This window comes from Shewanella sp. SM69 (assembly GCF_025653985.1).
Lineage (GTDB): Bacteria > Pseudomonadota > Gammaproteobacteria > Enterobacterales > Shewanellaceae > Shewanella > Shewanella oncorhynchi.
This window is the reverse complement of the sequence record NZ_JAKKRV010000016.1, coordinates 16,134-39,145: the sequence shown is the minus strand read 5'-3', so window position 1 is coordinate 39,145 and position 23,012 is coordinate 16,134. Positions and strand designations below refer to the sequence as shown.

23 protein-coding genes are annotated in these 23,012 nt (G+C 45.2%); 14 read left to right on the top strand and 9 right to left on the bottom strand.

Annotation, left to right across the window (positions count from 1 at the left end; all coding sequences use genetic code 11):
- Positions 1–47: 47 nt before the first annotated feature.
- From lexA to L5M37_RS18620, 6 genes are all read left to right on the top strand, one after another.
- The gene (gene lexA / locus L5M37_RS18645) at positions 48–668 is read left to right on the top strand and encodes a transcriptional repressor LexA (RefSeq protein ID WP_105250639.1); all 621 of its coding nucleotides are present in this window, start codon (positions 48–50) and stop codon (positions 666–668) included.
- Positions 665–1,177: a cell division inhibitor SulA gene (locus tag L5M37_RS18640; RefSeq protein WP_131524817.1), complete on the top strand. Its 513-nt coding sequence runs from the start codon at positions 665–667 to the stop codon at positions 1,175–1,177. Before lexA ends, L5M37_RS18640 begins: the two co-directional genes overlap by 4 nt.
- Before the next feature lie 402 nt (positions 1,178–1,579).
- Positions 1,580–3,112, top strand: coding sequence for a cytochrome c oxidase subunit II (coxB, locus tag L5M37_RS18635; protein WP_173497973.1), 1,533 nt, complete (start codon positions 1,580–1,582; stop codon positions 3,110–3,112).
- Between the two features lie 9 nt (positions 3,113–3,121).
- Positions 3,122–4,714, top strand: a complete 1,593-nt coding sequence (gene ctaD / locus L5M37_RS18630) for a cytochrome c oxidase subunit I (RefSeq protein ID WP_263201601.1) — start codon at positions 3,122–3,124, stop codon at positions 4,712–4,714.
- Between the two features lies 1 nt (position 4,715).
- Positions 4,716–5,297 (top strand): cytochrome c oxidase assembly protein, encoded by a 582-nt coding sequence (locus L5M37_RS18625; protein ID WP_105250643.1) that lies wholly within the window; start codon positions 4,716–4,718, stop codon positions 5,295–5,297.
- Entirely contained in the window at positions 5,294–6,169 is an 876-nt protein-coding gene (locus L5M37_RS18620; RefSeq protein ID WP_105250644.1) for a cytochrome c oxidase subunit 3, read from the top strand. Before L5M37_RS18625 ends, L5M37_RS18620 begins: the two co-directional genes overlap by 4 nt.
- Before the next feature lie 4 nt (positions 6,170–6,173).
- Here L5M37_RS18620 and L5M37_RS18615 read toward each other — a convergent pair whose 3' ends face one another.
- Positions 6,174–6,392, bottom strand: coding sequence for a DUF2909 family protein (locus tag L5M37_RS18615; protein WP_105250645.1), 219 nt, complete (start codon positions 6,390–6,392; stop codon positions 6,174–6,176).
- Here L5M37_RS18615 and L5M37_RS18610 point away from each other — a divergent pair.
- The 5 genes from L5M37_RS18610 to L5M37_RS18590 all read left to right on the top strand — a co-directional run bounded on the left by L5M37_RS18610 (position 6,391) and on the right by L5M37_RS18590 (position 10,368).
- Complete coding sequence (locus L5M37_RS18610; RefSeq protein WP_263162685.1) at positions 6,391–7,155, top strand: SURF1 family protein; 765 nt, start codon at positions 6,391–6,393, stop codon at positions 7,153–7,155. The two genes, L5M37_RS18615 and L5M37_RS18610, sit on opposite strands and share 2 nt — an antisense overlap.
- Positions 7,156–7,245: 90 nt before the next feature.
- Positions 7,246–7,791 carry a hypothetical protein gene (locus L5M37_RS18605; protein ID WP_198572401.1) on the top strand — a complete coding sequence of 182 codons (546 nt, stop codon included), beginning with the start codon at positions 7,246–7,248 and terminating at the stop codon, positions 7,789–7,791.
- On the top strand, positions 7,791–8,768 hold the full coding sequence (locus L5M37_RS18600) for a COX15/CtaA family protein (protein WP_263201545.1): 978 nt from the start codon (positions 7,791–7,793) through the stop codon (positions 8,766–8,768). The genes L5M37_RS18605 and L5M37_RS18600 overlap by 1 nt, the downstream gene beginning before the upstream one ends.
- 14 nt (positions 8,769–8,782) lie before the next feature.
- Positions 8,783–9,688 carry a heme o synthase gene (gene cyoE, locus L5M37_RS18595; RefSeq protein WP_168827217.1) on the top strand — a complete coding sequence of 302 codons (906 nt, stop codon included), beginning with the start codon at positions 8,783–8,785 and terminating at the stop codon, positions 9,686–9,688.
- A gap of 47 nt (positions 9,689–9,735) precedes the next feature.
- Positions 9,736–10,368: an SCO family protein gene (locus tag L5M37_RS18590; protein WP_173497969.1), complete on the top strand. Its 633-nt coding sequence runs from the start codon at positions 9,736–9,738 to the stop codon at positions 10,366–10,368.
- Here the strand turns inward: L5M37_RS18590 and L5M37_RS18585 are convergent, their stop codons facing one another.
- Positions 10,369–11,415 carry a polysaccharide deacetylase family protein gene (locus tag L5M37_RS18585; protein ID WP_263201543.1) on the bottom strand — a complete coding sequence of 349 codons (1,047 nt, stop codon included), beginning with the start codon at positions 11,413–11,415 and terminating at the stop codon, positions 10,369–10,371.
- A 22-nt stretch (positions 11,416–11,437) separates the two neighbouring features.
- On the opposite strand from L5M37_RS18585, the gene L5M37_RS18580 reads away from it, so the two are divergent.
- Together L5M37_RS18580 and L5M37_RS18575 are read left to right on the top strand one after the other, a co-directional pair.
- The gene (locus L5M37_RS18580; protein ID WP_263141484.1) at positions 11,438–12,805 is read left to right on the top strand and encodes an MATE family efflux transporter; all 1,368 of its coding nucleotides are present in this window, start codon (positions 11,438–11,440) and stop codon (positions 12,803–12,805) included.
- An 80-nt stretch (positions 12,806–12,885) separates the two neighbouring features.
- On the top strand, positions 12,886–14,823 hold the full coding sequence (locus tag L5M37_RS18575) for an alpha/beta hydrolase family protein (protein WP_263201542.1): 1,938 nt from the start codon (positions 12,886–12,888) through the stop codon (positions 14,821–14,823).
- A gap of 84 nt (positions 14,824–14,907) precedes the next feature.
- Here L5M37_RS18575 and nfuA read toward each other — a convergent pair whose 3' ends face one another.
- The 7 genes from nfuA to L5M37_RS18540 form a co-directional block, all read right to left on the bottom strand.
- The gene (gene nfuA / locus L5M37_RS18570) at positions 14,908–15,486 is read right to left on the bottom strand and encodes a Fe-S biogenesis protein NfuA (protein WP_006079591.1); all 579 of its coding nucleotides are present in this window, start codon (positions 15,484–15,486) and stop codon (positions 14,908–14,910) included.
- A gap of 239 nt (positions 15,487–15,725) precedes the next feature.
- On the bottom strand, positions 15,726–17,474 hold the full coding sequence (urdA, locus tag L5M37_RS18565) for a urocanate reductase (RefSeq protein WP_173497966.1): 1,749 nt from the start codon (positions 17,472–17,474) through the stop codon (positions 15,726–15,728).
- A 92-nt stretch (positions 17,475–17,566) separates the two neighbouring features.
- Positions 17,567–18,331, bottom strand: coding sequence for an outer membrane protein OmpK (locus L5M37_RS18560; protein WP_263201539.1), 765 nt, complete (start codon positions 18,329–18,331; stop codon positions 17,567–17,569).
- Between the two features lie 182 nt (positions 18,332–18,513).
- Positions 18,514–19,758, bottom strand: coding sequence for a sensor histidine kinase (locus L5M37_RS18555; RefSeq protein WP_173497964.1), 1,245 nt, complete (start codon positions 19,756–19,758; stop codon positions 18,514–18,516).
- A complete protein-coding gene (locus tag L5M37_RS18550) occupies positions 19,745–20,422 on the bottom strand; it encodes a response regulator transcription factor (protein ID WP_113940244.1) in 678 nt (225 codons plus the stop codon). Before L5M37_RS18550 ends, L5M37_RS18555 begins: the two co-directional genes overlap by 14 nt.
- 2 nt (positions 20,423–20,424) lie before the next feature.
- Positions 20,425–21,171 (bottom strand): helix-turn-helix transcriptional regulator, encoded by a 747-nt coding sequence (locus tag L5M37_RS18545; RefSeq protein ID WP_113940243.1) that lies wholly within the window; start codon positions 21,169–21,171, stop codon positions 20,425–20,427.
- 177 nt (positions 21,172–21,348) lie between these two features.
- Positions 21,349–22,131: a ComF family protein gene (locus tag L5M37_RS18540; RefSeq protein ID WP_263201538.1), complete on the bottom strand. Its 783-nt coding sequence runs from the start codon at positions 22,129–22,131 to the stop codon at positions 21,349–21,351.
- 32 nt (positions 22,132–22,163) lie between these two features.
- Here L5M37_RS18540 and bioH point away from each other — a divergent pair, with 32 nt between their 5' ends.
- Positions 22,164–22,958, top strand: a complete 795-nt coding sequence (gene bioH, locus L5M37_RS18535) for a pimeloyl-ACP methyl ester esterase BioH (protein WP_105250658.1) — start codon at positions 22,164–22,166, stop codon at positions 22,956–22,958.
- Positions 22,959–23,012: the final 54 nt, after the last annotated feature.

Genomic DNA, 23,012 nt, shown 5'->3' with positions numbered 1-23,012 from the left:
AATACTGTATATACTAACAGTAACTGTATAGAAAAACAGGAAACACCATGAGACCTTTGACGCCACGCCAAGCTGAAATATTAGAGCTAATTAAACGAAATATTGCCGATACTGGCATGCCACCCACTCGGGCAGAAATCGCAACCCGTTTAGGTTTTAAGAGCGCCAATGCGGCTGAAGAACACCTTAAAGCGTTGGCGAAAAAGGGCTGCATTGAGATCATGCCTGGCACATCTCGGGGCATTCGTCTGCCTGCGGAAATCGAAGATTTGACTGAAACAGGTTTACCGCTCATCGGCCAAGTGGCCGCAGGTGAACCTATCCTCGCCCAAGAACATGTTGAACAGTACTACCAAGTCGACCCAAGCATGTTCCATCCCGCCGCCGATTTTTTACTGCGAGTAAAAGGCGACAGCATGAAAAATATCGGCATTCTCGAAGGTGATTTGCTGGCAGTTCATAAAGTAGAACAAGCTAGAAATGGTCAAGTGGTTGTCGCTAGAGTCGATGACGATGTCACTGTTAAACGTTTCGAAAAAAAAGGTAATGTAGTCTATCTACATGCCGAAAATGAAGATTACTCCCCGATTAAAGTGGATTTAGGCTTCCAAAGTTTAACAATTGAAGGACTCGCCGTCGGTGTGATCCGTAATGGAGATTGGCTATGAATAAACTACTTGGCAATGCCCCCCGCCATCCGGGCCTGTGGCTCGATGAAGTCCGTGATGCTGACTATGACTGGCACCATGCGCCCATCGCCTGCATGCCAACTAAGACTCAAGGTCGCCAAGAATTAATTCATCTGAGTGCACAACTCGCTCAGTTAAGCCAACAGGGCCGTTGGTTAGTGCTCATCAACCCTCCAAGTATTGGCTACAAGCAAATGCTCGCCAGCGCAGGTGTGCGTATGGATAGAGTTTTGCTGGTACATGCTAAAGATGAAGTCGAAACCCTGTGGGCAATGGAAAAAGCCCTGACAAGTGGTACGTCCAGTGCAGTCATTACTTGGACTCAATCATTGGATGCGCGGGATAATCGACGCCTACAAATCGTGGCTAAAAGTGCCCGAGCTATGGGCATAGTGCTTGAAGACGTAAACAGTCACTTACATGCCGACGTACGCATTGAGCAAGGCAATCTCTTCGGTCAGCAATCTTTTTTTAGCGCTGTACACTAAATATTCATTTAATTTTTACCTTGAAAGCCGCCTCACCTATGAATGTGAGGCTTTTTTTTGGCAATTTTTCAGATAATTAGATAAATAAGTGATCTTGATCAATATTTAAACAGCAAGTATGGTTGGTTAAGTCGGTGATGATATATCACCTTCCGTGGTCAATGAATCGAGTATTTATCGAACTCGAAGCGCCACTAAAAATAGAGAACAGATTTATTTCAGCAGTATGTGCCAGCGTGGCTAATTACCAGCAGTAACAATACTTGATTAAAAGTAACAGCCGCCAACGCACGTTGAAGTCAAAAAAGCTTTTTTGGGAACTGAAGAGTTTGCATAGAGTTGAGACTTACTGTGTTGCTCTTCTTTGTAGTTGCTATTCGCAATTGGCAGAGGAGAAGTCTTGTGAAGCAATTGTTGTATTGTTTACTCGTGGTGCTTTTCGCACCACCGTTGACCGCCGCGGACATGCGGTTCAACATGACCCCTGGCGTGACCGAGATCAGTGGCAAGGTTTATCACTTGCACATGACCATTTTGTATATCTGCTGCGCAATAGGCCTAGTGGTCTTTGGCGTCATGATTTACGCCATGATCAACCACAGAAAATCCAAAGGCGCTGTCGCGTCCCACTTTCACGAAAGCACTAAAGTTGAAATCGCTTGGACGATTCTGCCATTTATCATTTTGATCTTAATGGCGATTCCAGCGACAAAAACTTTAATCGCAATGGAAGATCCCAGCAACGCCGATCTCACCGTAAAAGTTACGGGGTCCCAATGGAAATGGCATTACAGCTATTTCGATCAAGATATTGATTTTTATAGCATACTGACAACACCCAGAGCACAAATCGAAGGCACCGAAACCAAGGGTGAAAACTATCTATTGGAAGTCGATAAACCGCTCGTTCTACCAATAAACCGCAAAATCCGCTTTCTGATGACTTCAGAGGATGTCATCCATTCTTGGTGGGTACCCGCCTTTGCCATTAAGAAAGATGCCAATCCAGGATTTATCAATGAGGCCTGGACTCGCATCGACAAACCCGGCATTTACCGTGGTCAATGCGCCGAGCTCTGCGGTAAAGACCATGGTTTTATGCCTATCGTAGTACAAGCGTTACCCGAAGCCGAGTTTGAGGCTTGGGTCACAGAGCAGAAACAAGCCGCAGGTGCTGCGGCTGAAGCCGCTCAAGCCGCTTTATCACAAACCCTAAGTAAAGAAGAGTTGATGACTCAAGGTGAACAAGTTTACCTCGGGCACTGCGCAGCCTGCCACCAGCCCAATGGCGAAGGGTTGCAAGGCGTATTTCCGCACCTTAAAGGTAGCCCGATTGCAACGGGACCGCTCAGCGGCCACCTTGAAATTGTGCTCAACGGTAAAACGGGTACAGCCATGCAAGCGTTTAGTAAGCAATTGACTGCACAAGAAATCGCGGCAGTGACTACCTACGAGCGTAATGCTTGGGGCAATAATACTGGCGATGCAGTGCAAGCCAAAGACGTCAACGAGTACATGAACGGCAATTCTGCACAAACATCCGCCGCGGTACCAAGCAGTACAACTCCGACACCCGCACCTGCAGACGTCTCAGCTGCAATCGATCCCGCAAGCCTCCCCACACTCAGCCATGACGCCCTCATGGCCGAAGGTCAAACTGTCTACGCGACCTTCTGTGCTGCCTGCCATCAAGTGACAGGTGCAGGAATACCACCCGCCTTCCCCGCGCTAGTGGGTAGTGCTATCGCCATTGGACCAGTCGCCAATCACATCGATATTGTGATGCACGGCAAAACGGGCACGGCTATGCAGGCATTTGGCAAACAGCTTAGCCCACAGCAACTTGCAGCAGTCATTACCTATGAACGCAATGCTTGGGGTAACAATACCGGCGATACAGTGCAACCTGCTGATATCGCAAGTCATGGACAGTAGGGGATAATGATGAGCACTACGACTCAAGATCAAACCGCAGCCCATGATGACCATCATCATGGTGCGCCAAAGGGCATCATGCGCTGGCTGCTAACCACCAACCATAAAGACATAGGTACTTTGTATTTATGGTTCAGCTTCATTATGTTCTTAACCGGTGGCGCTATGGCCATGGTGATCCGCGCGGAACTCTTTCAACCTGGATTACAATTGGTCGAGCCCAACTTTTTCAACCAAATGACAACTGTTCATGGGTTGATCATGGTATTCGGCGCCGTGATGCCAGCCTTTACAGGGCTAGCCAACTGGCTGATCCCTATGATGATTGGTGCGCCCGATATGGCGCTGCCACGGATGAATAACTGGAGTTTTTGGATCTTACCCTTCGCCTTTACCATTTTACTCAGCTCACTGTTTATGGAAGGTGGCGGACCTAACTTTGGTTGGACCTTCTACGCACCACTATCAACAACTTATAGTCCAGATAGCACGGCGTTCTTTGTATTTTCTATTCACATCATGGGGATAAGTTCGATCATGGGCGCAATCAACGTGATTGTGACCATAGTGAATTTACGCGCGCCAGGCATGACATGGATGAAGTTACCATTGTTTGTCTGGACTTGGCTTATCACGGCATTCCTACTGATCGCGGTTATGCCCGTACTCGCGGGCGCAGTGACTATGGTGCTGACAGATAAGTTTTTCGGCACGAGTTTCTTCGATCCGGCTGGCGGCGGCGATCCTGTGATGTTCCAGCATATTTTCTGGTTCTTCGGCCACCCTGAAGTCTACATCATGATCTTGCCGTCCTTTGGCATCATCTCTGCCATAGTCCCAGCCTTCAGTCGTAAACCCTTATTTGGCTATGCATCCATGGTTTATGCTACGGCTAGTATTGCAATTCTGTCGTTCCTCGTGTGGGCGCACCATATGTTCACCACAGGTATGCCTGTGTTTGCCGAGCTGTTCTTCATGTATTGCACTATGTTGATTGCAGTGCCAACTGGAGTGAAAGTGTTTAACTGGGTTGCCACTATGTGGCGCGGCTCACTCAGTTTCGAAACGCCCATGCTGTTTGCTGTAGCCTTTATCATACTCTTCACTATTGGCGGTTTTTCGGGATTAATGCTCGCCATTACACCCGCCGACTTCCAGTACCACGATACTTATTTTGTTGTGGCACATTTCCATTATGTGCTCGTGACTGGTGCGATTTTCTCCATCATGGCAGCGGCCTATTACTGGCTACCTAAGTGGACGGGACACATGTACAACGAACGACTGGGACAATGGCATTTCTGGTGCTCGGTGATTTCAGTCAATGTGCTATTTTTCCCGATGCATTTCCTTGGGCTGGCAGGAATGCCAAGGCGTATCCCTGACTACTCGATTCAATTTGCCGATGTTAATCAAATCGTCTCGATTGGTGGGTTCGCCTTCGGCTTATCGCAATTGATTTTCTTAGTATTAGTAATTAAGTGCATCCGTGGCGGCGAAAAAGCCCCCGCTAAACCTTGGGAAGGTTCCGAGGGTTTAGAGTGGACATTGCCAAGCCCTGCACCTTACCACTCCTTCACGACACCACCTGAGGTGAAATGAAATGGCAACCCAACACCAGCAAGATAAACCTAAGTCAAATCGTAAACTTATCAGCATGTTAGTTATCGGCTGTATTGGAATGTTTGGCTTTGGATTCGCGCTGGTGCCGCTCTACGATGTGTTGTGCGAGCAACTCGGTATCAATGGAAAACCCTCCAATACCGCGAGTAGTTATCAAGCAATCACAGTAGATACAAGCCGAATAGTGACTGTAGAATTTATTTCTCAGGTACAAACAGGCATGCCATGGACATTTGCGCCACAAACCAAACGGCTCGAAGTTCACCCTGGCGAGCTAATCCATACGGCATTTTTGGCGCGCAATATGTCCGCTAAAGCAACGATTGGCCAAGCGATACCTTCAGTTTCGCCCGGCCAAGGTGCCGCTTATTTTAATAAAACAGAATGCTTTTGCTTTAATCAACAACCCTTAGCGGCGGACACTAGCGCTGAGCTGCCGCTCATTTTCTATGTGGATCCTCAGTTACCTGAGTCTATCCATACTCTGACCCTCTCTTACACTCTCTACGACATTACCGACAAGCAGTTAGCGTCTGCCATAGAGCAAGGAGCTGCAAAATGACAACGAAACATCAGTCTTACTACGTTCCATCCCAAAGTGTCTGGCCTATTGTAGGTGCCATTGGCTTGTTCTTAATCGCCTCTGGTGCAGGCCTTTTCGTGCAACAGTTAAAATCAGGTGCATCCGGTGGCGGTTATGTGCTGCTGGTTGGAATAGCTGTGATCCTATTCATGCTGGTAGGTTGGTTTAGAACCGTGATCCAAGAGTCGATGGCAGGGCTCTATTCTAGCCAAATGGATCGATCGTTTCGCCAAGGTATGAGCTGGTTTATTTTTTCGGAAGTCATGTTTTTCGGCGCTTTTTTCGGGGCACTATTTTATGCCCGCATGTTCGCAGTGCCTTGGCTCGGTGGCGCATCGAATAATGCCATGACCCACGAAGTACTCTGGCCTCAGTTTGAAGCTATTTGGCCGCTCATTACTACGCCAGATGGTACTAAAACCCAAGCTATGCCATGGACTGGACTGCCATTAATCAACACTATCGTACTGCTAACCTCCTCAGTTACCTTACATTTCGCCCATGTCAGCCTAGAAAAAGGCAAGCGTTCTGCCATTACTCTCTGGCTTGGTATCACCATACTCTTGGGTATGGGTTTCCTTGCCTTACAGGCAGAAGAATATATGCATGCCTACCGGGAAATGGGACTCACCTTAACCTCTGGGATTTATGGCAACACCTTCTTCCTGTTAACTGGCTTTCACGGCATGCATGTCACACTGGGGACGCTCTTTTTATTCGTGTTGTTTTTCAGAGTGTTGAAGGGGCACTTTAGCGCAGATAAACATTTTGCGTTCCAAGCGGGGAGTTGGTATTGGCACTTTGTGGATGTGGTCTGGCTGTGTTTGTTTATTTTCGTTTACGTTCTCTAGTGCTTTAGTAAGGCGTGGGATTGGGGCTAATTAACCCAGTCCCTAAGGCCACCAGCAATAACAAGATAACGAGCACGGAGAAAATCACTCGCCGCCCAAGATAACGGCTCATAGGCACTTTTTCATCACCTTTCACCATAATAAACAAGGCGCGACCTAGATTAAAAATGATGAATAGCAACAGCAGAACTAAGACCAACTTAAAAATGAACAGGCTATTCATACAATATCCTCATGTTCTGCTGAATAAATTAACGGTTTTTCTACTGATATTGACTGTGGCTGTATTAACTATATTGGTCAAGTTGGGTTTATGGCAGTTAGCCCGTGGTGAAGATAAAACGACGCTTTTAGCCCAAATGGAAGCAAGGCAAGCTTTGCTGCCATTAAGTTTTGAGCAGCTCCAACTCAAGGTCGGCAAAGAAGGCGTAACGGGTTATCGACTGCAAGTACGCGCCACTCCCGCAAGCTCACAAATCTGGCTGCTGGATAATCAAATCTATCAAGGTCAAGTGGGCTATTTAGCCTTCCAACCATTGCAAGTAGAAGTTGAAAAACCTTGGTTGCTGGTCGAGTTAGGCTTTGTTGCCGCAGGCTCCCATCGGGATGAGTTACCCCACATCACTCCCCTAAGCGGGGCATTAAATATCGAAGGCAGGCTTTATCAAAAGCAAATCAATCCCTTGAGCCAAGCTTTAATGGCAGAAACAGGGACAAGTATTCGCTTTCAAAATTTAAATATGCCCGAAATGGCTAAGGTATTAGGGCACCCAGTGTTACCTGTCGTGTTGCAACCAGAGCAATTACCTTCCCTCACATTGCCCCATCCTTGGCAACCTTTCCCACTGTCAGCACAAAAACATTGGGGCTATGCGTTGCAGTGGTTTTCGATGGCAGCCGTATTTGCAGGACTAATGCTGTGGCAAGGGATTAAATATGTAAAACGCCATAGCGCCCAAACAGTCGCAAACTCAAGGAGCAAATAGGGAAATTCGTACCATACTTAGCAAGACACTAATAAAACTAAATAAATATAAAACAATAAATTAGGGATAATTTGAATGAGAGGAGCAAGCATGAACTCCCAGAACAAATCTAAACACAAAGCATTAGGGCTATTACTGCTGGCGTTTATTGCCCCCGTAGTGATTGCTAAGCTAGTGCTGAGCCTGAATTTATACCATGGCGGTGCCACCAATCATGGCGAGCTGATCAGTCCCGAAACCAGTTATGCCAGCCTTGGGGTTGAAAATTCTAATCCCAAAGAATGGCAACTACTGTATTTATTGCCCGCCAAATGCAACGATACTTGCCGCGAACGCCTGTATATTTTGCGCCAAAGCCACACAGCGTTAGGGCCAGATCAGGCGCGAGTAGAACCGCTCATCCTCACCCATCCCGACAGCGATCTTAACGCCTTAAGCGCCTTTCACTTCAACACTCGCCCCGCCAATGCAGACTTAAGCAAATGGTTAGATGAACAGCAGCTAATCATAGTCGATCCCTTAGGCAGCTTAGTCCTGCGCTACCCTCAAGTGCAGGGCAAAGAAGCACATTTAGCTCAAGGCAAGGCGCTGATTGCGGATCTGCGTAAGTTGTTAAAACTGTCGAGGGTAGATTGATGCAACTAACTTGGATCCTACGCTTAACCTTAGTCTTTACCCTATTGGTGATTTTAATGGGCGCTTACACCCGTCTATCGGATGCAGGGCTTGGCTGCCCCGATTGGCCAGGCTGCTACGGCCATATTAAAGTGCCCACCCAAGACCATGAAATCGCCCATGCGCAAACTATATTCCCAGATCACGATATCAATCCAGAGAAAGCTTGGCTGGAAATGATCCACAGATATATCGCAGGCGGACTTGGCTTACTGGTGTTGTTCATCTTAATTTTGTGCTTAAAAACACCGGAAGCACCCAAAAAGTTACCGGTCATCATAGTGCTGCTGATCCTCTTTCAAGGAGCGCTAGGCATGTGGACTGTGACCATGAAACTCATGCCAATAATTGTGATGTCGCATCTTATTGGTGGCTTTAGCCTAATCTCGCTGCTGTTACTCCTTTACCTGCGAACCCGACCTCGGCGTATATTTAATAGCGAAACCCATCCTCGACATCTCGCACCGTTAGCGTTGGTGAGCCTATTCGTCCTTGTGGGTCAGATTATGTTGGGCGCTTGGACATCATCGAATTACGCGGCGCTCGCCTGCACCTCTTTACCCATCTGTGAGGGAAATTGGGTAGATAACTTAGCAATAGCCGAGGCATTTTCACCGTTCCAAGGCCAACACCCTAGCTTCGAATTTGGGGTACTCGATTACCCTGCACGAATGACTATCCACGTAGCCCACAGAATTGGCGCTATCGTCACTGCCAGCTTGTTACTCGTGCTCGCCTACCGATTATTTGTGGGCGCTACGGGACTTAAGGCTTTAAGCCTTTTATTAGTGGGACTAGTCATACTACAAGTGAGCTTAGGTATTTCTAACGTAGTGATGCATTTGCCACTCGGTATTGCCGTGTCTCACAACGGTGGTGCGGCACTACTGCTACTGACCTTAGTCACAATCAACTATTTTTTATGGCGCAAAGCATAAGCGAGGGATCCAAGATGGCAAAACCACTCTCAATCACCAGTAGCCTGCCCACTTTCAGCGTAACATGGCGCGCCTATTTTGAAATGACCAAACCTAAAGTGGTTGCACTGATGCTGCTCACAGTCTTAGTCGGCATGTGTCTTGCTGTGCCCCATGCAGTCCCCGTTCAACCTTTAATCGCCGGTATGCTGGGTATTGCTATGATGGCGGGTTCTGCGGCGGCGTTGAATCATCTGATCGATCGCCGTATCGATGGCTTAATGGCACGCACCTACAATCGCCCGCTACCCAAAGGGCGTATTTCGGCCACACGCGCGTTAATTTTCGCCGCTAGCTTAGGTAGTCTTGGCTTTATCGTCTTATATTCCTTAGTCAATCCACTCACAGCTTGGCTGACCTTTGCCAGCCTGATTGGCTATGCCTTGGTTTATACAGCCTATTTGAAACGCGCAACATCACAAAATATTGTGATCGGCGGCCTTGCGGGAGCCATGCCACCCTTGCTGGGATGGACGGCAGTAACGAACGAATTTCACGGCCATGCGTTATTGCTAGTGATCATCATTTTTACGTGGACGCCGCCACATTTTTGGGCACTGGCCATTCACAGACGCGCCGAATATGCCAAAGTAGATATTCCCATGCTACCAGTCACCCACGGTGTCGAATTTACGAAAACCTGCATCTTGCTCTACACAGTATTGCTGGCGATTGCTTGCCTGTTACCTGTGCTGGTTGGTATGTGTGGGCCAGTGTATTTCGTCAGCTCGAGTTTACTCAGTACGGGATTTATCTATAAAGCATGGCAACTTAAATATCGGGATCATGATGGCTTAGCGATGCAAGTGTTCCGCTTCTCTATCTACCATTTAATGTTGTTATTTATGGCATTACTGCTAGACCACTATTTGTGGAACTAGTATATGGAACGAGTTTGTCGCGCTAACCTGTATTTATGGAGCGAATAATGCAGAAAAGAATTTTAGTCATCGCCATTTTGTTGTTCGGTCTTGGCGGCCTATTTGCGGTGAAATTTAATCCCCCAAAACCTATCGAGTTAGAGAGCGGTTTTCTGTTTCCACAGGCCTATGAATTAGCGCCCTTTGAATTGGTCGATCAACACAAGCAAGCTTTTACCAATGCCAGTTTGCAGGGAAAATGGAGCTTATTTTTTATCGGTTTTACCTTTTGTCCCGACATTTGCCCTACGACCTTAAATAAACTTGCAGCGGCTTATCCTGATCTAAACAAAATAGCGCCATTGCAAGTGGTGTTTCTATCCGTCGACCCCAAACGGGACACACAGGATAAACTCCTGACCTATGTGAATTTTTTCAATCCAGAGTTTAAAGCTGTAACGGGTGAACAAACGCAAATCTTCCCGCTCACACGCAGCTTAGGACTCACTTATGCCATGGTGGGTGAAGGGGAAAATTACCAAGTCGACCATAGTGCGGGTTATGTGTTGGTGTCGCCGCAGGGAACGCGAGTTGCGGTATTTAAACCTACGGCAGCGTTAGGCAAACCGCCGCAGGTATTAAATGATAAATTAATTAGCGATTTTGAAAAAATAGTGGCGCAATACAAACCTAGCCGTTGATCACTCTTTAACCCAAGAGCCATCGTCCTTTGGCCTTACCCAAGGCTGAGAAAACCAATAGTAGCCATTACGCGCCTTACTCGGCGCTGTGCAGTTATAACGCGAGCGCCCCGCGGGCAAGGCTAAATCCGCTTGAACACTAAACTCGTTTTCATTGAGCCAAGTCGGCTGTTTTGAGCCTTGACCTTGGATGTAACACATCACCTGCTTAGCAGAGATATCACTCATATCGAGGGTCACTTTAAGCTCTGGACGCCAATGACCACCCTTTAACTCAGGATCACTTGGGGTTTGTACAATCACAGGCATATTTAAGCTATATAACTTTGCCTTAAGGCTTTTTAGGTCAGCATATTGTCCAGCAACGGGGAAACGCGGCAGGGCCGTTAATGGCGAATAGGGCCCCGCGGCACCGGACTGTTGCCCAAAAGCGACAAAGCCGTTCTCAGTTAACATATCCTGCAACGCTTGATTGTACTCACCATATGGATACGCCAGCATTTTAAAATTGTGCCCAGTGGCATCTGCAATCGCTTTTTCTGTATCTAAGATATTGGCTTTTATCCGCGCTAACCACTGCGCCTGTGATTCGTTTTCTAAGGAGCGGATCAAATGTTCGTGCGCCCAACTGTGATTAGCAATATCGGCGCCTTCCTTGGATAGTGTGATGAGTTCATCCCAAGTCATCATCTCGGTAAACTTTTGTTTAATCGGCTCAATTGCCACAAACAAGGTGTAGGGGAATCCAAATTCCTTTAGGATAGGATGCGCCGTAGTCGCTATACTGCGATAACCATCATCGAAGGTAATTGCGATTGTTTTAGCGGGTAAATCTTGTTTTTGCTTGATCGCTTCAACCACTTTAGAAAGCGGGATCACCTTAAAGCCGTCATCGACGAGAAACTGCATTTGCTCACGAAATTGCGCGGGCGTAACGCTGGTTGCCGCCGGAGTGGTTTCTGACACATGGTGATATTGCAGAATGACCACGGCATGGGCAGAAAACGTCATTAGCCCTATGAGTGCCAACAGCACACGTTTAACCATAATGTGAACACCTCTGAAATTAATGAATACTGCTAAATCAACTTGGCTCGACCTCATGCTCAACGGCGCGAAAAATCGCCAGTTACTAGCGCTCGCCCTGCCGATGATACTCTCCAATATCACTATCCCGCTGTTGGGCTTAGTCGATACGGCTGTTATAGGTCATCTGAGTGAGGCCTATTATTTAGGGGGAGTCGCTGTCGGGTCAACGATTATCACATTAATCATTTGGTTATTGGGATTTTTGCGTATGGCGACGACAGGTTTAGTCGCGCAAGCCTTTGGTGCTGACGATCTTCACGCCCAGCACAAACTCTTAGTCCAAGGCGCTATGCTAGCGATGTTATTGGGCGCAGGCGTTATCGCACTGCAAGTCCCGATATTGAATTTAGCGTTAGGATTATCCGAAGCGAGTAGCGAGGTCGAACGTTATTGCCGCGAATATTTTCAGGTACGGATTTGGTCAACGCCCTTCGCCCTGCTCAATTTAGTGATGTTAGGTTGGCTCTTAGGGCGACAACAACCTAAAGCCGCCATGTGGCAGCTGATTTTAGCCAACCTTGCCAATATTATTCTCGATGTGGTGTTTGTCCTCGGCTTGGGTTGGGGCGTTAAAGGCGCTGCCCTTGCCTCAGTCTTTGCCGATATCACCGCTTTCTCAGTCGCACTCACTATGGTGTTACAACAACTCAAGCGCGCACCCGAGTTTCACTTATCTCAGCTATTTCCTCATGTCACATTAACGGGTTATGGCAAATTACTGAGGCTCAACACAGATATTTTTGTCCGTAGCCTCTGCTTGCAGGCAGCTTTTGCCTTTATGACATTCCATGGTGCAGGTCTAGGTGATAATACCGTTGCGGCCAATGCCGTGTTATTGAATTTACTGCTATTAATCTCCTATGCACTCGATGGCATTGCCTATTATGCCGAGGCAGAAGTCGGCCGTGCCTATGGGCAAAAACAGGCAGAACAATTAAGGGAAGCTGTAATATTAGCTTGGTGCTGGTCGGCCATAACAGCGCTAGGATTCTGCGCTGTATTTAGTCTTTTTGGCAGTAATATTATCGCGTTATTGACCAGCATTAATGAGGTCAGAGCCACTGCGCAAACCTATCTTATCTGGCTAATATTCTTGCCTTTATGGTCCTTTAGCTCGTATTTATTCGATGGTGTTTACATAGGTGCCGCTAAAGGAAAAGTGATGCGCAATAGCATGATACTCGCCACCTTTGGCGCGTTTTTCCCAACATGGTATTTACTGCAGCAGCTATTACTGCCAGAGCAAGGCAACCATGCCCTCTGGGCCGCGATGAGTGTCTTTATGATCGTCAGAAGCCTAACGCTCGCAGGGCATTATTATTTCAGTCAGGCCTTTTTACATAAATAAATCTGTAAAGACAGTGGTTTACTAATCTCAAAATCATTATTATGTTGATTTTACAATTGTAACAAAGATGTGAATCGATAATGAAAAGGATTTTACCGCTGCTATTGCTGTGGCTATGTAACTATACGGTTGCCAACACTGCGCCACAATTACCCGTTGAAGCCTTTGCAAGCATCCCAGATGTTGGCTCTGTGCAGCTCTCGCCTAATGGCAAAAAAATCGCTTCTGTTGTACGGGTCGATCAAGCCAAACTCAAAGGTACTGTCGTTAGTATCCAAGATATAGAAACAGGCGAAAAAAGCATTCCGCTGCACACGGATAACCAAAAATTTGTCATCCTGTCTCTGCAGTGGGCAAACGATAATATCTTACTGATCAGTGCTAAGTTTCCGGCTAACCGTTACGGGACACCTACAACCGAAACCCGCCTTGTTAAGTATGATTTGACCACGAAAAAGACCTCGAGTGTCCTTCCGCGCAGCGTCTTAGACCGTCTTAATTGGATCCCGCAACATCAGGGGCAAATTATCGATCTTATGCCAGATGATCCCGATAATATTTTACTGTCATTAGACGGAATGGGAGAAAACGTAGGCGAAGACAGCGTTCTGAAAGTCAATTTAGCGCAGGGGAAATCCAGTTACACCCAAAATGCTAAAAAGAAGATTATAAGTTGGATTACCGACAGGCAGCACAAAGTCCGAATTTCTATCTACAACGATGATACTGAGTACCGCATTTATGAACAGGCCGAGCAAAAGAGTGATTCACGCTTGCTTTGGACCTTTAAAGCTTTTTCTGAGGACACTGTTTGGCCATTAGGTTTTGATGCAGACCCTAATATCCTCTACGTTCGCGCCTATCACCAAGGTTTCGAAGCCATTTTTAAAGTGAACCTGACCGACCCTAATCTTAGAAAAGAGTTAGTTTACGCCAATGAAGCAACTGACGTCGAAGGGGATTTACTCTACTCGCAATTAAAGAAAAAAGTCATTGGTATCAGTGAAGGCGACGGCGAGGAATACACCTTCTGGGAAACAGAATATGTCGGACTACAAAATGGTCTTAAGGCTGTATTACCCGATGCTCACAACTATATTACTCAATTCAGTGCAAATGAACGCCGCTACATAGTGTATTCCACCAGCTCGACCGAGCCTGGCACCTATTATTTCGGCGATAGGGACGAAAAAACGTTATATCCCATCGCGAACAGATACGGCAAGCTCAATAGTGAGCTACTCGCCAACACCCAACATCTAACTTACGAAGCAAGGGATAAGCTCAAAATCGATGCTTACCTAACAGTACCAAAGGGACTCGAAGCCAAACAGCTACCGACGATTATTTTCCCCCATGGCGGCCCGATCAGTTATGACAGTAACGACTTTGACTACTGGGCACAGTTTTTCGCTAATCGTGGTTATGCGGTATTTCGAATGAATTTCAGGGGGTCGGCAGGTTACGGCTATGAGTTTATGAAGGCTGGCCTAAAAAGCTGGGGTCTCGAAATGCAAAACGATGTTGAAGACGGGACTCGTTACCTAATAGCTCAAGGGATTAGCGATCCTAAACGCATTTGTATTGCCGGTGCGAGTTATGGTGGTTACGCGGCCTTAATGGGGGCTGCTATGACTCCCGATCTTTACCGTTGCGCCATCAGTGTGGCTGGTGTGACCGATGTGGCCTACCTAGTAAAATCAAGCCGCAGACATACCAACTATGAAGTGGTTAAAGAACAAATAGGAGATGATCTCGATGCCCTCTATGAGCGCTCACCTATCAGTAAAGCAGATAAAATTAACATCCCAGTATTACTGCTACATGGCGATAAAGACAGAGTCGTTAAGGTTCAACATAGCCGAGAAATGTATGACGAGCTCAAATCACTGAATAAACCAGTGGAGTATATTGAGTTGGAAAATGGTGATCATTACCTGAGCAATAACGACAACAGACTCGCGACGTTTAAAGCCTTAGATAAGTTCTTAGCTGACAATCTTAACCCTAAGTTATAACTGAACAACTGCACTTAAAGCGAAAGCCAAATATGAAAAACGCGACTCTGAGGTCGCGTTTTTCATTCAGCTCAACAAACAAGATTAAGCGTAAGAATGTTCACCGTGTTGGTGATCTGTCACGTCACGTACGCCAGTCAACTCACCTGGGAACATGTCTAACAATTGTTTTTCGATACCATCCTTCAGGGTGATATCAACTTGAGAACAACCGTTACAACCACCGCCGAACTGCAGTACAGCCACGCCTTCTTTAGTGATTTCAACAAGCATGATATTACCACCATGGCCAGCTAACTGAGGGTTGATTTCAGATTGGATCACGTATTCGATACGCTCGACTAAAGGTGCATCACCAGACACTTTACGCATTTTTGCGTTAGGTGCTTTCAGCGTGAGTTGTGAACCTAATTGGTCAGTCACAAAATCGATAGTGGCATCTTCAAGGAAAGGTGCACTCTTCTCATCGACCATAGCATTGAAGCCAGTGAACTCGATTTCAATATCATCACTTTCTACTGCATCCGGTGGACAATAAGACACACCACACTCGGCTTGCGAGGTACCAGGACTGATCACAAATACGCGAATATGAGTGCCTTCAGGTTGATCTGCTAACAACTTAACAAAATGGGCTTGAGCCGCATCGGAAATGGTAATCATGAAAACCTGCTCCGTCAGGGGATACCTGAGTGTTTTAGTAAGAATTAGCCGTATGATACTCCGACTCACCTTCGCTTTGTAGTCCTTTGGATAGCAAGTTTATGGATTTTTGCCATAGCGATCACGATTTATTCATCATAAACAAGCTTTAAACGAATGTGTTGTACGCGAGTTAACAGCATCATTTACAAACAAAAGCGACCCAATTGGGTCGCTTTAAGCCAGACATAAAATACAAACTATTTAGCCGCTTCTTGTCCCGCGATACGACCAAAGACAATGATATCAGTGTAAGCATTACCACCGAGTCGATTGGTTCCATGGGTTAAACCAGTCACTTCACCCGCAGCAAACAAGCCCGGAATCACCTTTCCTTGTTCATCAAGTACACGAGTACGTGTATCAACCGCTAGTCCACCCATAGTATGGTGCACAGAAGGTGTCGCTTTTAAAATCCAATAAGGTCCTTTACTTAAATCGACTAATCCTGAGCGATGATTAAAGGCTTCATCCTTTCCTGTTGCGGCATAACGATTAACGTCTTTAATCGTTGATAACAGCTTATCTTCAGGAATATTAAAGACTTTAGCGGCTTCTTCTAGGGTGTCGACCTTATACATTAGCCCGTCTTTTGTGAATTCCTTCAGTTCACCTTGATGCATTTCAACAGTATGGGCAACATCTTCAATAGCTTGGTTCCAGAGAACATAAGTATAACGGCCTGGTTGGGCTAGAATGGCCTGTGAAATCACATCTCGGCGTTCCAATTCCTCAACAAAGCGCTCACCCTTCTGGTTGATTAACACCGCACCAAAGAAGCGAGAGTCAGCAATCAAGGCAATCGCACCCGAGGTTGGGCTACAAATGGGATATGACTGGATATATCCCATATTTTTAGCTGCTGCATGTATTTTTTCTGCCATCACAATACCGTCACCAGTACCACCTGAATGACCAGTGCTGCCATATCGTTCATCTAACTCTGGGTTATATTTTTTACGCATTTCCATGTTAGACGAGAAGCCACCCGTGGCAATCACAACACCGCGTTTTGCATAGTAGGTTACCGTTTTGCCATTATGAGTCGCTTCTACACCCACAATTCGGCCCGTTTGATCTTGAATTAACTTTTCAGCCTTAGTGTTGGTATGAATTGGTAAGCCCACTTCTTCAGCTTTAATAGAAAACTTGCTGATCACCTCTGCTCCGGTATGACCTTTAGGGATTAGCGCTCGTTTCACGCTGTGTCCACCAAACTGAAATAATTGATCTGGGTAAAATTCTACTTTGACGTAATCCCTTAACCACTCAGCTGCATCAACCGCATTATCGACCATGGTCTTAACCATTTCAGGGTCACCTTTGAAATCGCCGCCTTTTAGCGTGTCGCTAATAAACAGGTCTTTGCTATCGGTAACACCCATATTTTTTTGTACCCAACTACCAGCAACATTCATCTCAGCACCCGAGATCAATGAGTTACCACCAATAATTGGCATTTTTTCAATAATAACGGCGGAGCGGCCTGCGGCCATAGCCTCTAAACCAGCACTGAAACCTGCACCACCCGAGCCAATAATCACCACATCATAGGTATATTCTGCTGGTGTTAATGCTTCATTTTTTTTAGCTGAAGCGACAGCAACTAACGTAACACCTGCGGCTTCAATACTTTTACCCACGGCTTCTTTAAGCGCTTTAGACGTTACGGTTGCGCCTGCAATACCGTCAACCTCGATAGAGTTATTATCAATAATCGCCTGTTTAACATCTTTAAATACGGCACCAGCAAGGACCTTATTTTCCTTTTGCTTTAGTACATCAATCGCCACAATGTGTCCGTCTTTGAATGTGGTTTCGACCTGCACTTCGCCATGCTTGCCTTGAGCGGTTCCCTGGCTTTTTACTATTTGATGGGTAACTTGACAGCCGACAATAATTGCTGTTGCCGTGGCAGCAATACCAATAATGGATTTTTTATAATGCATTACAATTCCCTTATTATTTTTGATGAAAATTAGAACAGCACCAAATTAAATGAGATTCTACTTATCAAAATTTCAACCTATTTTATAAACCGTTAAAACTGATAACCAACAGATACACCGTATTCAATACCATCATTATATTGCGAGCCCCAGCTATCATAATGGGTGATATATAACTTTGAAAATATTGAATCCGTGAGGCTTGTTTGTAATGTTGTAATTATCTGATGGCCATAGCTGTCATATGAAAATAATGCTTGATGCGCTGCATCCCTATCAATTTGTGCTTCATAATTCAAACTTAAACTATGTTTTAACCCTAGCAACTCAAATGGGTACTTTGCATTTAAAACCACGGCATAACCTGACAGATCATTAAACTTCTCTGATGTGGGGGAAAAGCTACCAATGGTATAATTTAAACCGACACCATAGTTTAGTGATAAATTTTGAATTTTTGCATTATGGGTAATACCTAAGTAAAGATTATCTTCAACTAGCGTTTCACTCGCAGAGATAAAGTTCTGAGTCCAGAAGTTGAACTGCGACTCTCCCAGCTTATTTTCAAGTATCAATAATGACTTAATGGTAGTTTTACCATCAAGGTTCTTCTGATTTTCCGCGATTTCAACAGGGTTTTCGAGCTTAAGATTAGCAAAGTAAGTACCCCAATCAGCAATTCCTAAATGATTCAACTTTACAAAAGGTTGATTAAAAACACCTGGGTTATCATTTTTTGCGTCACTGGTATAAAACTTATAACCTAAATCCACGCTCGTTTTATTCACATCAGCATATACTGAACCACTGAAAATAATTGCACTGACTAAAATAGATGCCACACTTTTTTTACACATAGAGTCCCTCTCAACCATGTATTCTAGGAAGTATTTTAAAATACTTATCTACCAGTAAACTTTATATAATAAAGTTACTACGAATAGCATGATGACTATGTGATCTAAGCCCAACGGCGCTTTTGCATTTTAAAAGTGTGTGGTTTAATGCAGTAAATCTATAGTTCTATAGTTCTCATTCTTTAGTTATTAGATATTACCAGCCTAGCAGTAAATAAATTATTTGCAGATGAGCTATTAAAAGTCCAACCCAGTTGATTCGCGAGACGTTTCACCAGTAAAAGCCCTAAACCAAATCCATGGCGGCCCTTACTATTGTAGGAATTGGTTATTGCTATACAACAAGCATCTTGAGTAATGCTAATATCCATCCCACCATGCTCAATACTATTCCTTAATAAATTGCTTAAGATTATTTTTAGCGGATGAAGCTGGACGGGCAAGCAAGTATCGTCACACAATAATTGAATTTTTTGCTCATAACCATGTACCCGTTGCTGCTCCTCGATAATACTGGCAAGTAAAGGCGATAATGCTACGTTTTCCTTTTCTAGGTTTGAACACTCTTTATTAGTTAACCATAGTAGGGTTTCAATGAGTGACTTCATTTGATTGGTCGCTTGGGAAGCATACAGAGTTGCCCCCGTAAGCTCACCTTGTTGTAATGCGAGGATTTCAAATGAAGATTGGCATATGGCGACTGGCGTACGTAACTCATGACTAGCAAAACGTAAAAAATTGAGTTCTCGCTGCTGAGCCTCCTGAAGTTGTAAAATCGAGTTATCTAAAGCATCAACAATTGCCTTTAATTCAGCATATTCTTGTTCTGGTAAACTCAGTTTTCCTCCTCCTTCCCAATCATGTTGTTTAATCGCATGACTAATTTGATGAACAGGCGTAATCACTTTACTTTGCATATAAAACGCTAAGCTTGCACTGGCACAAAAGGTTATCAAGACAAGCAGCAAGATCGCCGTCATATTTTTAGGGGCAAATTGCAAATCATGGGTAACACTAAACTGCAGCCAAACGTATAGCGGCTGGCCAGTTTGGGTGTAGTACACACTTAACGCGTTAACAATGGGACCTTCTGCATGCTCATAGTGAATTGTGCTCGCATCAGTTAAGACTTCATTGTTACTTAACTCACGAATTTGCAGCGGAATATCTCGCCAATGAGGATAGACAGTTAAGTTATCGGTTTTTAGAAGTGGTTGATGAAGTAATGATTGCTGAGTTGGCTCCGCCATCTTCAGTAATGCTTCGGCCGCTTGCCCTGCATTGTGCATTGTGACCTCATGCATAGAAATCATACCTGCACACATCATGCAAAGCGGGATAAAACTATTCACGCCTAAGGTTATTAATAGAAAAATAACTCCCCACACTTGATAGCTACGCTTGAGGCTAAGTTTAGGCGCTTGCATTGATATCATCTCTAAGGCTTAAACCAACGCCACGAATCGTATGTAATATTTGCCGTTCAAAGGGGCGATCGATCACTCGACGTAAAAGATGAATATGGCTGCGCAAGCTGTCACTATCAGGTACGCTGTCGGGCCAAAGCATTCGCTCAATCTCTTCTCTACTCACCGTTTCTGGACTACGCCTAGCTAATAAAGCCAGGATCTGCCATCCGGTTTTAGACAAAGCCAGCTGTTGCCCTTGCCGATACACCATGTGGTTTGCAAAATCGATTTCTAGGTCGCCAATAGTCAACCTTTGGGGCGCGGGACGACGCTGAGCAACCACCTTCAATCGCGCGACCAGTTCCTCCATTGCAAAGGGTTTTACTAAATAATCGTCCGCGCCCACAGCAAACCCACTCAAGCGATCATTCAGACTACTACGTGCAGTTAACATGATTACTGGTGAGGTAATGCACTGTGCTTTCCAGCGTTCACACGCTTCAATCCCATCACCATCCGGCAAATTTAAATCGAGAATAATAGCGTCGAACTGCTGCTGACTAATGAGCATATCCGCTTGTGCCAGGTTGAAAGCGTAATCACACTCTATACCACTCAATTCAAGATATTGAATGATGTTGTTAGAAAGAAGTCGATTATCTTCAACCAGTAATATCAACATATTTAGATCAACTCATATTGATGGGCTAAATGGATTAAATTTGCTCTATTTGTAGCCCCAAATTTCTTACGCATGGATTCCATATGATATTCAACTCCTCTGACACTTATCGGGAGCTGAGTTGAAATTTCGTCGTTTTGAAGACCGTTTGCGACCATAAGTAGGATATCTCTCGCATTATCTTTAAGCAGAGAGCTTTGTAGAAATGGATTGAACAATTGTTTATTACATTCAAAAAGCTTGTTTTGAGCTTCTTTTAAAGTGTCTGCCAATCCCTCTAACACCACCTCCGAAGCACTAAGATGGCTAAGTAGTATAAACCGGCCTGCCCAATGACGATTAGAGTGGAATGAGATGGGCCAGCTCAAAACACTTTGAATATTATGCTTACTAAACAATAGGCTGGTCTTATCATTTTTTTCACTCGTGAATCTATACATATAAGATTTTGAAGTATCCAATGAAAAACCAAAATTGAAATCATGGGAGGCTATCTGATTTAAATAAAAACGCTGTAATTCAGCCATAACAGGGGAAGAAGCTATGCTGGCGATAGGTTTTCTTAGTGCCGTAGGAGAGAACAGATTGGTATCTTTTGGAAAGTGATAATTTTCATACGCACAATGTGGAACTCCTTGAAACCAGAAACCACAAAAACCATGTAGCTTCAAAGAGTAGTTTATCGCCTGAATAACGTCCTTCAGCGTTGATGCAGTATCTGCATTTGATCGCGCCAGTTTAGCGTCCATAAATACCCTCCAAACGAAATAATATAGGAAGGTATCTCAATACAAAAAATAAACAAAACCCATTGATACAGATACTTACATCTTGTCGCAAAATTAAAACTTATTCATTTTTACGCAGTATTTTTGACATAATTTTGACATACACAACGATATAATGGAGCAATGCTTTTAACCTTTTTAAATATCATCCAACAAGCCTGGCGCCTCTGCCCTTGCCAAACACCATACTTGAACATGCACATAACGCGCTTCGAATAAGCGAGCAATTTCAGAGACTGTAGTGCCAGTGGTAACCACATCATCCACCAATGCAACACGTTGGAACGCAAAATCATCCGCTAACATAAAGGCATCATGTAAGTTGCGTCGTCGCTGTGCCCCCGAAAGCCCCGCCTGCGGTCGAGTGTCTTGTTGGCGCGTTAACCCTTCGCTCACTAACGGCAGTTGCAAGAGCTGCGATAACTCATGGGCAATTAACCAAGCCTGATTAAATCCCCGTTGTTGCAAACGTTTTGGATGTAATGGAACTGGCACTATCGCTTGAGGCAGCGAGATTAATCCTTGCTGTTCTAATACCTTAAGTCGTGCCACTAAGGCGCGACACAGCACGGACAAAGCGGCAAGTTGACCTTGATATTTAATCGCACCAACCCAAGCACCCAAACCTTGATGATAACTACAAGGCGCAATAACTTTACGTGGCTGGCGCTTTTGGCATTCACCGCAATAATCGACTTCTATTTGCATCGACTTACCGCAACCTAAGCAAATAGGCCCATGATATAAGCCAGATTGAAGACAAACGGCGCAAATGCCAGTCTCGGGAAGTGATATGGATTGGTGGCACAGCAGGCAACGGTTAGGTAAACTGCCCGCCAACCACCTTGTACCGAGTTGATAGCCTAAACGCATTATCCGCAAAGCAGATTGCGGCCAAATCCTTTTGACAAAGTGCGGCATACATTCACCTAATCCCTTTTTGAGGCACTCAAATGAGCCAAGTGACATCCACAAACCAAGCAAATTTGCATATTGAAATCAGCGGCCAAGGGCCAGATCTGGTGATGCTTCACGGTTGGGGAGTGAATAGCGCTGTGTTTACGCCATTACATGAGTCACTGTCTCAGTATAGGGTGCACTATGTAGACTTGCCGGGCTTTGGCCATAGCCAAATGGTTGAAGGTGGCCTATCAACCTGGGTAGATACCTTAGTCGCTGCATTGCCTGAACACGCTATTTGGGCCGGCTGGTCACTCGGTGGACTCGTTGCGACTCAAGCAGCGTTAAGTTATCCACAAAAAATCAAAGGCTTGATTACTATTGCCTCATCCCCTTGCTTTATGGCAAGGGAAGACGAAGCATGGCCGGGCATTCCGCCACAAGTCCTTAATCAATTTAGAGAACAACTCGGCCAAAATTTACCTAAAACTATAGAGAGATTTCTGGCGATTCAAGCCATGGGTAGCGAAACCGCCAAGGAAGATATCAAACAACTGCGCGATCTTGTCCTCGCACGTCCTTTACCCAATACCAGAGCCTTAACTCAAGGCCTAAATATGCTAACCGACGTCGACTTAAGGCAGCAACTGATAGAGTTGCAACAACCTTGGCTAAGGATCTGGGGCCGACTCGACGGGCTAGTGCCCAAACGCGTACCACCTAAAATGCCCATCACAGCTCAAAGTGAGGATGTGATGCTCGCCAAAGCCTCTCACGCGCCCTTTATTTCCCATCAGCAGGAGTTTTTGCAGGTATTTATGCCTTGGTTAACGTTACAGACACGTTAACGCTTTATCTTTGAGCGATTAGTGACTAGTATTTAACCATTAATGTGCCAAGGA